Source organism: Actinomadura hibisca NBRC 15177 (assembly GCF_001552635.1).
GTDB classification, from domain to species: domain Bacteria; phylum Actinomycetota; class Actinomycetes; order Streptosporangiales; family Streptosporangiaceae; genus Spirillospora; species Spirillospora hibisca.
Map to the genome: position 1 here is coordinate 1 of NZ_BCRO01000083.1, position 15,860 is coordinate 15,860.

The window sequence follows — 15,860 nt, forward strand, 5'->3', positions numbered from 1 at the left end:
TCTGTCCCGGTGGGGCTCGCCTCCGGCGTCGCCCCGCCGGGACAGGTAGGCACTCGCGCGACGGCTGAGGTCTTTGAGGCAGGTCCTCGGCCCCGCGTCCAGGTCCCTGTGTCTAGGGCTTGCGGCCGGGCACGTGTCCGAGTCCTGCGTCAGGGCCTTTCCCGGCGTCCTTAGGGCGCCGTTCCGGGCTCGCCCAGAGCGTCAGCAAATCCTTACGGCGACTTCTTCGCCCACCGGCGGGATGCACGAATCCCTTATGGCATAGCACTTCCGGCAAAAGGATCTACCTTCCCAAAGGTAAAGAAAGCCGAGATTTGGCCAAACCGTGGTATTCGCGCATACACTCGTAGTCAGGCCCCGGTCGAGACACCATTGACCGGTTCCGCCTAGAGCCGTCGTGTCCCGTCCGCCAGGCGGGTCTTCCAGCCGGAACGCGACCACCGCGCAGCGGTCGTCGCCCTTGTCGGGCCAGAGCGCCCCCGGCCGGCACCATTCCCGCTCTTTACCGTTCGCGTCCTTCGCGCGTGCCCGCCCCTGCGGTCATGCCCGGCCGCACGCGGGCTCCCCCATGCCCTGACTCGGGGCCTTTGTTTAGCGGGTTCTCCACGACGGCGACTTTCGAGCCAATGCTCGGGCCGTTTCCCCCTGACTGCCGGCGTGTCCGGCGCGGAACGGCTGCCCAGTCCGCCGAACAAAGGATTTTCATGCAGAAGCGAGCGCTCAACGTCGCGCTGACCACCGCGTCGGCCGCCTGCCTGGCCGGCGTCATGGTGGCCGGCATCGCCGCCGCCAGCGACGACAACGCTCCCGAAAAGCAGAACATGCCGTCGCACCAGCCCGCGGCGGCGCAGCAGGAGGCCGCTCCCAAGGCGGCCGCGAAGAAGGCCGAGAAGGCCGAGAAGAAGGCGGCGCCGAAGTCGGCCGCCCTTCTCACCGGCAAGACCACCGCCTCCTACTTCTGGGACGACGGTTCGGGCGTCAACGGCGACACCGGCGCCCCCGCCGGTGGCAAGCCGATGCAGAAGGGCCTGTTCGCCTCGCCGAGCTGGCCGCTGCACACCAAGGTGAAGGTCACCTACAACGGCCGCAGCGTGACCGGCTTCGTGGGCGACCGAGGCCCCGGCGAGCCGTCCCACCGCGGCGTGATGCTCGACCTGGACACCTACACCTTCCGCTACCTGCTGGACGGCAAGAAGCCCGCCAGCAAGTACAACGCCGGCGGTGGCGAAGGCCACCTCAAGGGCGTCAAGTACGAGATCGTCAAGTGGGGCTCGGGCGCGGGCAAGAAGGGCGCTCCCGTCCCGTTCGGCTCCTGACGGCCGCGAAGGTAAAAGCTGAAAAGTAAAAAGTCCCGGAGACCGAGTGCGGTCTCCGGGACTTTTTACTTTCGGGGCCCTACTTGGCGAGCGCCTTCTCGACGTCGCCGAGCACCGAGGCGGCGGCCGCCGGGCCGCCGCGCGAGGTCCAGATCGCGCCGTCCACGTTGACCACGTGCCCGGCCTTGGTGACGGCCAGGTTCTTGAACGCCGGGATCTTCTTGGCCTCGGCCAGCGCGGCGTCGGCGTCGGCGTTCAGCGTGCCCAGGAACATCCAGTCGCCGTCCAGCACCTGGAGCTTCTCCAGGCTGAGCGCCTCGCTGGGGGAGACGCCGGCCGGGGTGAGCTGGCCCTCGGGGCGGCCGAGGCCCAGGTCGCGGATCACCGTGCTGGAGAAGTGGTCCTTCAGCATGTAGGAGGGGCCCTGGGCGTGCCAGCGCACGATGCTGATCTTGGCGTCCTTGTTGTCGCCGAGCTTGCCCTTCACCTCGGCGACCCGCTTGTCGTAGTCGGCGAGCACGGCCTTGGCCTCGGTCTGCTTGCCCAGCACCTCGGCGGTGCGGGTGAAGGTGTCCTTCCAGCCCTCGGTCATCTTGGTGGTCAGCACCGTGGCCGGGGTGATCTTCTTGAGCTGCTCGACGATCTTGGCGTCCGGGATGAACCCGGCCAGGATCAGGTCGGGCTGGGCCTGGGTGACCTTGTCCATCGCCGGGGTGCTGAGGTCGCCGACGACCGTGTAGTCGCCGGTCAGCTTGGACTTGAGGTAGCCCGGCACGTCCTTGGCGAAGCGGCCGTTGGTGACGCCGACCGGCTGCACGCCGAGCGCCAGGGCCGAGTCGAGGTCGGTCTCGTTGAGCACGACCACCCGCTTGGGCTGGACGGGCACCTGCACCTTGGCGCCGGTGGCGTCGGTGACCTCGCGCGTGGCGGCCGCTCCGGCCTCCTCGCCGCCGTCGCCGTCGCCGCCGCAGGCGGTCAGGCCCAGCGAGAGGGCGAGCATTCCGGCGGCGAGGCCGGCCAGTCCGCGACGGCCGTGGCGGCCGCGGCGGGAGGGGGTCGTGGTGGTCATGGGTTCTCCTGATCAACGGAACGCTTCGGTCCGAGACCTTAGGTTAGGCTCGCCTAATTTGTCACGGGGTGTGGCCTAGATCGCTCTTACCGCGATCGGCGGGTGCCGCCGTTGACCCCCCGATCACCCGATGCTTAGCTAAGGCTTACCTAAGGCGACTTAGCTTAGGCTTGCCTAAGTTGCCTGGTGCGGAGACCCCCGACCCCCCTGGAGGCAACGTGCACAGCGACCCGGCCGGACCCACCGGCGAGTACACCCGGGAGATCCGATCGGGCCTGGGCCCGGCGGTGCTGGCGGCCGGACCGCCGCCGGTCCCCGAGCTGGCGGCGCCCTTCTCCTGCCGCGTCGCCCGCCCCGAGGGCGCCGACCTGGACCTGATCCACCGCTGGATGAACCTGCCGCACGTGGCGGCGACCTACGACCAGGCGTGGACGCGCGAGCGCTGGGCCGCCGACATCGAGGGCCAGCTCGCGGGCGAGTTCGCCCGGCCGTTCATCGTCGAGTACGAGGGCCGCCCGATCGCCTACGTCGAGCTGTACCGGGCCGCCCGCGACGTGGTCGCCGGCACCTATCCCGCGCTGCCGCACGACGTCGGCTTCCACATCGCCATCGGCGAGACCGACAGCGTCGGCCGCGGCGTCGGCGGCCGGATCTTCCGGGCCTTCATCGACGGCGTGTTCACCGCCGAGCCCGCCTGCACCCGCATCGTCTCCGAGCCCGACGCGGGCAACGAGATCGCGCGCAAGATCGACACCAGGCTGGGGCTGCGCTTCCTCGGCGAGGTCGACCTGCCGCACAAGCGCGCGGCGCTGTTCATCTACCCGCGCACCGAGGCGGACCTGCCGAGCCTGTCCGCATGACCCCTGCCAGTATGCGCGAGGCCACGCCCCCCGCCCCCGCCGGCGCGCTGCCCCTCACCGGCGCGCAGTCGGGCGTCTGGTTCGCCCAGCGGCTGGACCCCGGCAGCCCGGCCTACAACACCGCCGAGTACGTGGAGATCCACGGCCCGGTCGACCCGGCGCTGTTCGAGCGCGCGCTGCGGCGCGCGGTCGCCGAGGCCGAGGCGCTGAACGTGCGCTTCGGCGGCCCCGCCGACGAGCCCTGGCAGCTCGTCGAGCCGGGGGAGTGGCCGCTGCGCCGCGCCGACGTCGGGGACGCCCCCGACCCGCGCGCCGCCGCCGAGACGTGGATGCGCGCCGACCTCGCGCGCCCCGTCCCGCTGGTGGACGGCCCGCTGTTCACCCAGGCGCTGATCACCGCTCCCGGGCGCGCCTTCTGGTACCAGCGCTGCCACCACATCGTCATGGACGCCTACGGCTACTCGCAGCTCACCACGCGCGTCGCCGAGATCTACACCGCGCTGGCCGCCGGGACGGAACCCGCCGAGACCTCCTTCCGGCCGCTGCGGACGCTGGTCGACGACGAGGCCGCCTACCGCGCCTCGGACAGGTTCGCCGCCGACCGCGAGTACTGGACGGCCCGTTTCGCCGACCGGCCCCAGGTGACCGGCATGGCCGAGGGCGCGCCGGTGCCCGCGCACGACTTCCTGCGCCGCACCGGCCGCGTCCCGGCCGCCGGGCCGAACGACCTCGCGGCGCGGACCCGGGCGACCTGGCCCGAGGTGATGATCGCGGGCACCGCCGCCTACCTGCACCGGCGCACCGGCGCGCGCGACGTGGTGCTCGGCCTGCCGCTGATGGGCCGCCTCGGCACCGCCGCCGCCCGCGTGCCGGGCATGGTCGTCAACGTCGTGCCGCTGCGCCTGGAGGTGCGCCCGGCCACCACCGCCGGGGAGCTGGTCGCCCAGACGGTGCGGGCGCTGCGCGAGGCCCGCAAGCACGGCCGCTACCGGGGCGAGGACCTGCGCCGCGACCTGCGGCTGCTCGGCGAGGACCGGCGGCTGACCGGCCCGCTGATCAACATCAAGCCGTTCACGCCCGCGCTGGACTTCGCCGGGTGCCGCGCGACCACGCACTACCTGTCGGCCGGCCCGGTGGACGACCTGACGATCACCGTGCACGGCGCCGCCCCCGAGACGGGCGTGCTGCCGCTCGAACTGGACGCCAACCCCCGCCTCTATGGCGCCGCCGACCTGGCCGAGCACGCCCGCTCCCTGACCGCCCTGCTGAACGACTTCACCGAGGGCGGCCCTGATCAGCCGATCGGCCGCCTCCAGGTCACCGCGCCCGGCCCGCGCTCGGCCCCGCAGCCCGTCCAGCCGCCCACTCCTCAGAACGACGCCACGCTCGTCGATCTCTTCGAGCGGCGCGCCGCCGAGACGCCCGACGCGGTCGCGGTGACCGGCGCGTTCTCCTACGGCGAGCTGAACGCGGCCGCCAACCGCCTGGCCCATCTGCTGGCCGAACGCGGCGCGGGCCCCGGCACGTTCGTGGCGCTCACCCTGCCCCGGTCGCCCGACCAGGTCACCGCGATCCTGGCGGTCCTCAAGACCGGCGCGGCGTACGTGCCGATCGACCCCGCCTACCCGGCCGAACGCATCGCCGCCACGCTCGACGACGCCCGCCCCGTCCTGACCGTCACCCCCGACACGATCACCGAGGCCGCCGGGCACGATCCGCAGAACCTGGGCCGGGCCCTGTCCCCGGACCTGCCCGCCTACGTGATCTACACCTCCGGCTCGACCGGGAAGCCCAAGGGCGTCGTGGTGCCGCACCGCGCGGTGGTCCGGCTGTTCACCGCCACCGACCACTGGTTCGGGTTCACCCGCGACGACGTGTGGACGCTGTTCCACTCCTACGCCTTCGACTTCTCGGTGTGGGAGTTGTGGGGCGCGCTCCTGCACGGCGGTCGCCTGGTCGTCGTCCCGCACGAGACCAGCCGCTCGCCCGAGGCGTTCCTGCGCCTGCTGGAGGACGAGCGCGTCACCGTCCTCAACCAGACGCCGTCCGCCTTCCACCAGCTCGCCCGCGCCGACGCCGACGACCCCGGCCGCGCCCTGGCGTTGCGGTACGTGGTCTTCGGCGGCGAGGCCCTGGACCTCGGCCGCCTCGCCGACTGGTACCGGCGGCACCCGGCCGACGCCCCGCGTCTGGTCAACATGTACGGCATCACCGAGACGACCGTGCACGTCACCCACCTGGAGGTGGACCCCGCCCGCCTCACCGGGGGCAGCCTCGTCGGCGGCCCCATCCCCGACCTGCGCGTCCACGTCCTGGACGAGGCCCTGACGCCGGTCGCGCCGGGCCGCACCGGCGAGATGTACGTGGCGGGCGCGGGCCTTGCGCACGGCTACCTCAACCGGCCCGGCCTGACCGCCGAGCGGTTCGTGGCCGACCCGTTCGGGCCGCCCGGCTCGCGCATGTACCGCTCCGGCGACCTGGCGCGGATCACCCCCGACGGCCTGCTGGAGTTCGCCGGCCGCGCCGACGACCAGGTGAAGATCCGCGGCTTCCGCATCGAGCCGGGCGAGGTCGAGGCGGCATTGCTGGCCCGTCCCGGCGTCGCGCACGCCGCCGTGGTCGTCCGCGAGGACCGGCCGGGCGACCGCCGCCTCGTCGCCTACGTCGTGCCCGCCCCGGCCGCCGCCCTCGGCGACCTGCGCGCCCAGCTGGCGGACCTGCTGCCCGCGCACATGGTCCCGGCCGCCGTCGTGGAGCTGGCCGCGCTGCCGCTGACCGTCAACGGCAAGCTCGACCGCAAGGCCCTGCCCGCCCCCGACCACGCCGCCGCCGCGACCGGCACCGCCCCGCGCACCGAGCGCGAGGAGGCGCTGTGCGCGCTGTTCGGCGAGGTGCTGGGCGTGCCCGGCGCCGGTGTTGACGACGGCTTCTTCGACCTCGGCGGCGACTCGCTGCTCGCCGCCCGCCTCGTCAGCCGCGTCCGCGCCGTGCTGGGCGTGGAACTCGGCATCCGCACCGTGTTCGAGACGCCCACCGTCGCCGCGATCGCCGCCGCCCTCGGCGACACGGCGACCGGCCGCCCGCCGCTGCGGCCCGAGCCCCGCCCCGAACGTGTGCCGCTGTCGCCCGCCCAGCGCGGATTGTGGTTCCTGCACCAGACCGGCGCGGGCGCCACCTACAACGTCCCGATCGCGCTGCGGCTCACCGGCGAGCTGGACACCGCCGCGCTGGCCGCCGCCCTCGGCGACGTGATGGAGCGCCACGAGATCCTGCGCACCGTCTTCCCCGACGACGACGGCACCCCGTACCAGCAGGTCCTGCCCGCCGCCGCGCCCCTGCTGCACCGCGCCGCGACCGGGGAGGAGTTCGCCGAGGCCGCCCGGCACGTGTTCGACCTGGCCGCCGAGCCCCCGATCCGCGCCGTGCTGCACCAGGCCGCGCCGGACCGTCAGGATCTGCTCCTCCTGCTGCACCACATCGCGGGCGACGAGTGGTCGCAGACCCGCCTGGTCGGCGACCTCGCCGCCGCCTACGCCGCCCGCCGCAACGGCTGCGCCCCCGACTGGGAGCCGCTGCCCGTCCAGTACGCCGACTACACCCTCTGGCAGCGCCGCCTGCCCGTGGACGAGCAGCTCGCCCACTGGGAGAAGGTGCTCGAAGGGCTGCCCGCCGAACTGGACCTGCCCGCCGACCGGCCCCGCCCGGTCGCCGCCGGGCACCGGGGCGAGGTCGTGCCGTTCACGATCGGCCCCGACCTGCACCGCGCGCTGGCGGCGCTGGCCCGCGACGCCCGCGCCAGCCTGTTCATGGCCGTGCAGGCGGGCATCGCCGCGCTGCTGACGCGGCTGGGCGCGGGCACCGACATCCCGGTCGGCACCCCGGCGGCGGGCCGCACCGACGACGCGCTCGACGCGCTGGTCGGCTGCTTCGTCAACCCGCTGGTGCTGCGCACCGACACTTCCGGCGCGCCCGGCTTCGCCGCGCTGCTGGAGCGCGTCCGCGAGACCGACCTCGCCGCCTTCGAGCACCAGGACGTGCCGTTCGAACGCCTGGTGGAGGCGCTGCGCCCGGCGCGCTCGTTGGCGCGCCACCCGCTGTTCCAGGTCATGCTGACCTATTGGAACGACGACCCGGCCACGGCCCCCGTCCTGCCCGGCCTGGACGCCGAGGTGACGATGGTGCCGACCGGCGCGGCCAAGTTCGACCTGGCGTTCCGCCTGGTCGAGCACGCGGGCCGCGACGGCGTCGAAGGGGCCGTGGAGTACAGCGCGGAGATGTTCGACCGCGCCACCGTCGAGGCCCTGGCCGCGCGCCTGGTCCGGCTGCTGGAACAGGCCGTCGCCGACCCGGCCCGGCCGATCACCGAGCTGGACGTGCTGGGCGACGCCGAGCGCGCCACGATCCTGCGGACCTGGAACGACACCGGGCACGACCTCCCGCCCGCGACCCTGCCCACGCTGTTCGAAGCGCAGGTGAAGCGGGACACCGGGGCCGTCGCCGTCGTGACCGACGAGCTGGAGCTGACCTACGCCCAGCTCAACGCCCGCGCCAACCGGCTGGCGCACCACCTGGTCCGCGACCGGGGCGTGCGCCCCGAGGACCTGGTCGGCATCAGCCTGCCGCGCACCGCCGACATGGTGGTGGCCGTCCTGGCGGTGATGAAGGCCGGGGCCGCCTACCTGCCGCTCGACCCCGAGTACCCGGCCGACCGGCTGGCCTACATGCGGACCGACGCCCGCCCCGTCCACGTGATCGACGCCATCGACCACACGGACCTGGCGGGCCTGCCCGACACCGACCCGCCCGGACCGCCGTCGGTGCACCACGCCGCCTACGTCATCTACACCTCCGGCTCCACCGGCCGCCCCAAGGGCGTCGTGGTCACCCACGCGGGCATCGCCGACCTGGTCGCCACCCAGGAGCAGCGGTTCGGCGCGGGCCCTGGCAGCCGCGTGCTGCACTTCGCCTCACTCAGCTTCGACGCCGCGCTCTGGCAGATCTGCATCCCGCTGCTGTCGGGCGGCGCGCTGGTGATCTGCCCCGCCGACAAGCGCGTCCCCGGCGCGCCGCTGGCCGACTTCGCCCGCCGCCACAAGGTGACGATGCTCGGCCTGCCGCCCTCGGTGCTGGCGATGTTCCCGCCCGAGGTCGGCCTGCCCGACGGCGCGACGCTGGCGATCGGCGCGGAGAAGGTGCCGCAGGACCTGGTCGCCCGCTGGGGCCGCCGCCACCGCGTCGTCAACGCCTACGGCCCGACCGAGGCCACCGTCAACGCCACCCTGTGGGACTGCGACCCGGACGCGTCCGGGCCCGTCCCGATCGGCCGCCCCGACCCCGGCACCCGCGCCTACGTGCTGGACGGCGCGCTGCGGCCGGTGCCGCCCGGCGTCGTCGGCGAGCTGTACCTGGCGGGCGACGGCCTGGCGCGCGGCTACCTCGGCCGCCCCGGCCAGACGGCCGAGCGGTTCGTCGCCGACCCCTACGGGCCGCCCGGCGACCGCATGTACCGCACCGGCGACCTGGCCCGCTGGAGCCGCGACGGGGTGCTGCACTTCGCCGGGCGCGCCGACGACCAGGTCAAGGTGCGCGGCTTCCGTATCGAGCTGGGCGAGATCGAGTCGGCGCTCGCCCGGCAGGACGGCGTCGCGCAGGCCGCGGTGATCGTCCGGGAGGATCAGCCACCCGAGCGGCGAGTGGCGGAGCGAGGAACGAGTGAGCAAGCGAGCGCGACCATGGGCGCTGTCGCGCGCCTGGTCGCCTACGTCGTGCCCGAGAAGGAGATCGACGAACGCGCCCTGCGCGCCGCGCTGGCCGCCGAACTGCCCGACTACATGGTGCCGTCGGCGTTCGTGACGCTGGCCGCGCTGCCGCTGACCCCCAGCGAGAAGCTCGACCGCAAGGCGCTGCCCGCGCCCGACCTCACCGCCGGGACCTCCGGGCGCGGCCCGCGCACCCGGCAGGAGGAGATGCTCTGCGAGCTGTACGCCGAGGTGCTCGGCGTGCCGCGCGTCAGCATCGACGACTCCTTCTTCGACCTCGGCGGCCACTCGTTGCTGGCCGCGCGCCTCATCGGCCGCATCCAGACCGAGTTCGGCGTCGAGCTGAACGTCGGCAACATCTTCGCCGCGCCCACCCCCGCCGAGCTGGCCGACCGGCTGGAGAGCGGCGGCGACGGCGACGCGCTGGAGATCCTGCTGCCGTTCCGCACCTCCGGCGAGGGCACCCCGCTGTTCTGCTTCCACCCGGCCGGGGGCATCGCCTGGTGCTTCTCCGGGCTGATGAAGCACGTCCACGACCGTCCGATCTACGGCGTGCAGGCCCGCAACCTGGCGCGGCGCATCCACCCGGCCGACACGCTGGCCGAGATGGCCGCCGAGTACATCGCCGAGATGCGCAAGGCCCGCCCGCACGGTCCCTACGCGCTGCTGGGCTGGTCGTTCGGCGGCGTCATCGCCCACCACGTCGCCGTCGCCCTGCGCGAGCAGGGCGAGGAGGTCGACCTGCTGGTGATGCTCGACTCCTACCCGAGCGGGGTGTGGGACAAGCTGCCCAGCGAGGAGGACGCGCTGCGCGCCCTGCTCTACATGGTCGGCCACGACATGTCGGCCGAGCGCGGGCCGCTCGGCCGCGAGCGCGTGATGGAGATCCTCAAGGCCGAGGGCAGCGCGCTGGCCAACCTGAAGGACTTCACCCCCGCCGCGATGATCGACAACTTCGCGGTCAGCGCCCGGCTGGAGAAGGACGCCGCGTTCGGCCGCTTCGACGGCGACCTGCTGTTCTTCACCGCCGCGCTCAACCCCGCCGAACTCGGCAAGGGCAAGGCGTCGCCGACCTACCACCTGTGGGAGCCCCACGTCGGCGGCGAGCTCGTCAACCACGACGTGCAGTGCGAGCACAAGGACATGACCCAGCCCGCCGAGATCGCCGAGATCGGGGCCGTCGTGGACGCGCGCCTGCGCAGGACGGACCGGTGAGCGCCCCGCGCGGCCGCGCCGTGGTGTGCGTGGTCTACGTGACCGTGCTGTTCATGGTCGGCATGGACACCACGATCGTGAACCTCGCGCTGCCCGCGATCGCCCGCGAGTTCCGCGTCGAGCCCGCCGCGACCGGCGCGGTGGACGTGGCCTACCTGGTCAGCGTCGCGGTGTGCATCCCGCTGTCGGGCTGGCTGAGCGACCGGTTCGGCGCCAAGCGCGTCTTCCTGGTCGCGCTCACCGCGTTCACCGCCGCGTCGGTGTTGTGCGGGATCGCGGGCAGCCTGCACGTCCTGATCGCCTCGCGCGTGCTCCAGGGCGTGTCCGGCGGGCTGCTGACCCCGGTCGGCCTCACCCTGCTGTACCTGGCCTACCCGCCCGAGGAGCGCATCCGGCTGGCCAAGGCCATCGTGCTGCCCGGCGCGCTGGCCCCCACGGTCGGGCCGGTCGTGGGCGGGTTCCTGGTGGAGCACCTGTCGTGGCGCTGGGGCTTCATGGTCAACGTCCCGGTCGGCGTGCTCGCGCTGGTCATCGGCGCGATCGCGCTCGGCGGGCAGGCCGAGCGGCGGACCCGCCGCTTCGACGTGCCGGGCTTCCTGCTGATCACGCCCGGCGCGGGCCTGGTGATGTTCGCCCTGAACGCCGGGGCCACCGGCGGCTGGGGCCCGCTCCCGATCGGCCTCGGCGTGCTCGGCGTCGCGTTGGTCGCCGCGTTCGTGCGCGTCGAGCGCCGCGCCGAAGAGCCCCTGGTGGATCTCGGCGTGTTCGGCGACGCGGCGTTCCGCGCCGCCGGGACCGCGATGGTGTTCCTGGTGGCCGGGTTCATGGCCGCCGGATACGCCTTCAGCCTGCTGTACCAGCAGGGCCTCGGCGCGTCGCCGTCGGAGGCGGGGATCGCGATGTTCCCCAAGGCGGTGGGCCTGATGTGCGCCTCGCAGGTCGCCGGGAAGCTCCAGGACCGGTTCGGCGCGGGCCGCGTGGTCACCTTCTGCATGCTGGGCGCGGCCGCGACGATCGCCGCCACCGACCTGATCACCGCCGGGACGCCGCTGGCCGCCGTCGGCGTCCTGCACCTGGTGATGGGCTTCTGCGTCGGCCAGTCGTCCATCCAGCTCCAGATCACCGCGTTCGCGACCATCGGCAAGGCGGCCACCGCCGCCGCCTCCACCGTCTACAACGCCCAGCGCCTGATGGCCTCGGCGCTCGGGGTCTCCCTGGCCGCCGGGGTCCTGGCCGCCGGGCAGTCCGCCGGCGGGCTCGTCCCGTACCACGCCGCGATGCTCGTGGCGGCCGGCTGCGCCGTCGTCGCGGCCGCCTTCGCCTACCGGCTCACCAAGGTCGGACCGCCCGCCGCCACGGCGGCCGACGCGGTCCCCGCCAAGCAGTCCTGACATCCCCCCAACAAGGAGGCGTTCCATTGTCCGCGCAGAACCAGGCCCCTGTCCGCATGCCCGGATTGCGGGTCCTGACCGTCCTGCGGACCGCGCAGGTGACCCCGCGGATGCGGCGCATCACGCTGGGCGGCGACGAGATCGCCGGATTCGGCACCGGACCCAACATCAAGGTGCTGATCCCGCCTCCCGGCGACCCCGACCCGCAGTGGCCGACCGTCGGGCCGGACGGCCGTAAGGTGTGGCCGCCGGAGGACCGCCGCCCGGCCATCCGCACCTACACCGCGCGCCGCTACGACGAGGCCGCCGGTGAACTGGACGTGGACTTCGTGCTGCACGGCGACCATGGCGTCGCCTCGCGCTGGGCGGCGCAGGCCAGGCCGGGCGACGTGCTCGGGATCGCCGGTCCCGGCGGCCGCGTGCACGCCGACGCCGACTGGTACGCCGTCGCGGGCGACCACACCGCGCTGCCCGCCATCGGGAAGATCGTCGAGGAGCTGCCCGAGCACGCGCGCGGCCACGTCCTGGTGGAGATCCCCGACGCCGGGGAGATCCAGGATCTCAAGCCGCCGCCCGGCGTCGAGCTGCGCTGGATCATGCGCGACGGCGCCGAGGCCGGGACCACCACCCTGCTGGCGGACGCCGTCCGCGAGCTGCCCTGGCCCACCGACCTGCCCGGCGACCGGATCTTCGCGTGGGTGGCGGGGGAGTCCTCGGCCGTCCGCGCCATCCGCACCCACGTGCGCGACGAGCGCGGCCTCAACCGCCGCCGCTACCTCGCCATCGGCTACTGGAAGCACGGCATGAACGAGACCTCCTACCACGACGAGCACGACAACGACCGGGACGAGGACTACTACAAGGCCGGCCAGGAAGAGCAGGCCGAGCGCACCACGGCCGCCTCCTGAACCCGCCGGCCCCGCCCCCCGCACCCCCCGAAAGCGAAGGAGTCTCCGTGTCCCAGCCGGGAGACCGCACCTACGACCTCGTCGGCGTGGGCTTCGGTCCCGCCAACCTCGCCCTGGCCATCGCCATCGAGGAGCACAACGCCCAGGCCGCGCCCGAGGCGCGCATCGACGCCCTGTTCGTGGAGCGCCAGCCGCGCTTCGGATGGCACCGCGGCATGCTCATCGACGGCGCGACCATGCAGGTGTCCTTCCTGAAGGACCTGGTCACGATGCGGAACCCGACCAGCGACTTCTCGTTCCTCAGCTACCTGCAGGACCGGGACCGGCTGGTCGACTTCATCAACCACAAGACCTTCTTCCCGACCCGCACCGAGTTCCACGACTACTTCTCCTGGGCCGCCGACCGGGTGTCCCACCTGGTCGCCTACGACGGCGAGGCCGTCGCGGTCCAGCCGGTCGCGGGCGACGGCGGGCGGGTCGCCGAGGTGGAGCTGGTCCTGCGCGACGGCCGCGCGCTGCGCGCCCGCAACCTAGTGATCACCGGCGGGCTCCAGCCGTGCATGCCCGAGGGCGTGCGGCAGTCCGAGCGCGTCTGGCACAACCAGGGCTTCCTGACGCGGCTGGCCGAGTACACCGGGCCCGCGCCGAAGCGGTGGACGGTGGTGGGCGCGGGCCAGAGCGCCGCCGAGGTCACCGAGTACCTGCACCGCACCTACCCCGACGCCGAGATCTGCTCGGTGTTCACCCGCTACGGCTACAGCCCCGCCGACGACAGCCCGTTCGCCAACCGCATCTTCGACCCCGAGGCGGTGGACCTGTTCCACGGCGCGCCCGAGACGGTGAAGCGGCGGCTGTTCGACTACCACCGGGGCACCAACTACTCGGTGGTGGACATGGACCTCATCGAGGAGCTGTACCGCCGCGTCTACCAGGAGAAGGTCGCGGGCGTCGAGCGCCTCAAGATGCTCAACGCCCGCGAGGTGCTGGACGTGCGCGAGGTCCCCGGCGGGGCCCGCACCACCTACGAGTTCCTGCCGACCGGTGAACGGGTCGTGCTCGACTCCGACATCGTGGTGTGCGCCACCGGGTACCGGCCCTTCGACGCGCTCGGGCTGCTCGGCCCGGCCGCCGAGTTGTGCCTGCGCGACGAGATGGGCCGCGTGCAGGTGAAGCGTGACTACCGCGTCGCCACCGACCCGGCGCTCACCGCCGGGATCTACCTCCAGGGCGGCACCGAGCACACGCACGGCATCACCTCGTCGCTGCTGTCCAACGCGGCCGTCCGCGCGGGCGAGATCCTGGGATCGCTGCTGGCCGGACGCGTCCCCGCCACGGAGGCGCTGCCCGTCCACTAGACGAGCCGCACCTTCACCCCCGCCGCCCGGAGCTCCTTGACCGCTCCGGGCGGCGCGGTCGTATCGGTCACCCTCTGTTCGCCTGTCGTTGGCCGCACATGGCCAGCGGGCTCGTCGGCGCCTCCTGACCAGGGGACGCTGGGCGTGGTTGTCAGACGGTTCACAAACCCCGCCGCCGATTGTTGTCCGGCGCGCATGGCCGCGGGCGGGGTCCGTCACCGAGAGTCCGGGGGTCGTCCTCGACGTCGAGGTGAAGGTGGCCGATGGATTCCGATTTCGATGTGATCGTGGTGGGCTCCGGATTCGGCGGCAGCGTCACCGCGCTGCGCCTGGCCGAGAAGGGCTACCGGGTGGCGGTGCTGGAGGCGGGCCGCCGGTTCGAGGACGCGGACCTGCCCAAGACCTCCTGGCGGTTGCGCCGCTACGTCTGGGCGCCGCGGCTCGGGCTGCGCGGCATCCAGCGGATCCATCTGGTGCGCGGTGAGGCGGGCGTGCTGGTGCTGGCCGGGGCCGGGGTCGGCGGTGGTTCGCTGGTGTACGCCAACACTCTGTACGTGCCGCCGCGCCCGTTCTTCACCGACCGGCAGTGGGGCCACATCACCGACTGGCAGGACGAGCTGAGGCCGTTCTACGACCAGGCCGAGCGGATGCTCGGCGTGACGGTGAACCCGATCGTCACGCCCGCCGACGAGGCCATGAAGAAGGTCGCCGAGCGCATGGGCGTCGGCGACACCTTCCACGCGACGCCCGTCGGGGTGTTCTTCGGCGACGGCGCCCCCGGCGCGCCGAGCCCCGACCCCTACTTCGGCGGCGCGGGCCCGAGCCGCAACGCCTGCACCGCGTGCGGGTCCTGCATGGTCGGCTGCAAGTCCAACGCCAAGAACACCCTCACCAAGAACTACCTCTACCTGGCCGAGCAGGCGGGCGTCACGGTCATCCCCGACACCACCGTCACCGCCGTCGCGCCGCGCGCGGGCGGCGGCTACGAGATCACCGCCGTCCGGGCCGGGGCGCTGCCCGGACGCCGCCGCCGGACCCTGACCGCCGGACAGGTCGTGCTGGCCGCCGGGACCTACGGCACCCAGCGCCTGCTGCACCGCATGCGCGCCACCGGCCGGCTGCCGGGGTTGTCGCCCCGGCTGGGCGAGCTGACCCGCACCAACTCCGAGGCGCTGCTGGGCGTGGAGCGCATGACCGGCTGGCACCGCAAGGGCGACGTGGACCACGGCACCGGCCTGGCCATCACCTCCTCCTTCCACCCCGACGAGCGCACCCACATCGAGCCCACCCGCTACGGCGCGGGCAACAACGCCATGGGCCTGATCCGCACGCTGCTCATCGACGGCGGCGGCAGGCCGCGCTGGCTGAAGTTCCTCGGCGCGGCGGCCCGGCAGCCCGGCACCATCCTGCGCGGGTTGTCGCTGAGGGACTGGGCCAAGCGCACCGTCATCGCGCTGGTCATGCAGACCTCCGACAACTCCGTCACCGTGACGGAGCGGCGGGGCCTGTTCGGGGGCCGCCGCCTGACCGCCGGGCACGGCGTCGGCGAGCCCAACCCGACGTGGATCCCGATCGCGCACGACGCGACCCGGATGCTCGCCGAGGAACTGGACGCCACACCGGGCGGCACCTGGTTCGACCTGTTCGACATCCCGACCACCGCGCACTTCATCGGCGGCTGCGTCATCGGCGACTCGCCGGAGAACGGCGTCATCGACCCCTACCACCGCGTGTACGGGCACCCGGGCCTACACGTGGTGGACGGCTCGGCGATCTCGGCCAACCTCGGCGTGAACCCGTCGCTGACCATCACCGCGCAGGCCGAGCGCGCCATGGCGTTCTGGCCCAACCGGGGCGAGGAGGATCCGCGCCCCGGACCCGGCAAGCCCTACGAGCGGCTCGTCCCCGTCGCGCCGCGCCGCCCCGCCGTGCCCGCGCACGCGCCCGCCGCGCTGCGGGTGGTGAAGGCGGAGGGCGCGTGACCGGC

At 73.4% G+C, this 15,860-nt stretch carries 8 protein-coding genes; 7 read left to right on the forward strand and 1 reads right to left on the reverse strand.

What is annotated here, in order from left to right; all coding sequences use genetic code 11:
- Window positions 1-704 precede the first annotated feature (704 nt).
- Window positions 705-1,316, forward strand: a complete 612-nt coding sequence (locus AH6_RS32880) for an RlpA-like double-psi beta-barrel domain-containing protein (protein WP_067488009.1) — start codon at window positions 705-707, stop codon at window positions 1,314-1,316.
- A 79-nt stretch (window positions 1,317-1,395) separates the two neighbouring features.
- On the opposite strand, the gene AH6_RS32885 is transcribed toward AH6_RS32880, so the two are convergent.
- Window positions 1,396-2,385: an ABC transporter substrate-binding protein gene (locus AH6_RS32885; RefSeq protein ID WP_067488011.1), complete on the reverse strand. Its 990-nt coding sequence runs from the start codon at window positions 2,383-2,385 to the stop codon at window positions 1,396-1,398.
- A 218-nt stretch (window positions 2,386-2,603) separates the two neighbouring features.
- Here AH6_RS32885 and AH6_RS32890 point away from each other — a divergent pair, with 218 nt between their 5' ends.
- The 6 genes from AH6_RS32890 (at window position 2,604) to AH6_RS32915 (ending at window position 15,855) form a co-directional block, all read left to right on the forward strand.
- Window positions 2,604-3,245 carry a GNAT family N-acetyltransferase gene (locus tag AH6_RS32890; protein ID WP_067488013.1) on the forward strand — a complete coding sequence of 214 codons (642 nt, stop codon included), beginning with the start codon at window positions 2,604-2,606 and terminating at the stop codon, window positions 3,243-3,245.
- Window positions 3,242-10,219: a non-ribosomal peptide synthetase gene (locus tag AH6_RS32895; RefSeq protein WP_067488015.1), complete on the forward strand. Its 6,978-nt coding sequence runs from the start codon at window positions 3,242-3,244 to the stop codon at window positions 10,217-10,219. Before AH6_RS32890 ends, AH6_RS32895 begins: the two co-directional genes overlap by 4 nt.
- Entirely contained in the window at window positions 10,216-11,610 is a 1,395-nt protein-coding gene (locus AH6_RS32900) for a DHA2 family efflux MFS transporter permease subunit (RefSeq protein ID WP_218005990.1), read from the forward strand. Before AH6_RS32895 ends, AH6_RS32900 begins: the two co-directional genes overlap by 4 nt.
- Window positions 11,611-11,666: 56 nt before the next feature.
- Entirely contained in the window at window positions 11,667-12,518 is an 852-nt protein-coding gene (locus tag AH6_RS32905; RefSeq protein WP_067488068.1) for a siderophore-interacting protein, read from the forward strand.
- A 47-nt stretch (window positions 12,519-12,565) separates the two neighbouring features.
- A complete protein-coding gene (locus tag AH6_RS32910; RefSeq protein WP_157431877.1) occupies window positions 12,566-13,873 on the forward strand; it encodes a lysine N(6)-hydroxylase/L-ornithine N(5)-oxygenase family protein in 1,308 nt (435 codons plus the stop codon).
- A gap of 263 nt (window positions 13,874-14,136) precedes the next feature.
- Window positions 14,137-15,855 (forward strand): GMC oxidoreductase, encoded by a 1,719-nt coding sequence (locus AH6_RS32915; RefSeq protein WP_067488017.1) that lies wholly within the window; start codon window positions 14,137-14,139, stop codon window positions 15,853-15,855.
- The last annotated feature ends 5 nt before the right edge of the window (window positions 15,856-15,860 follow it).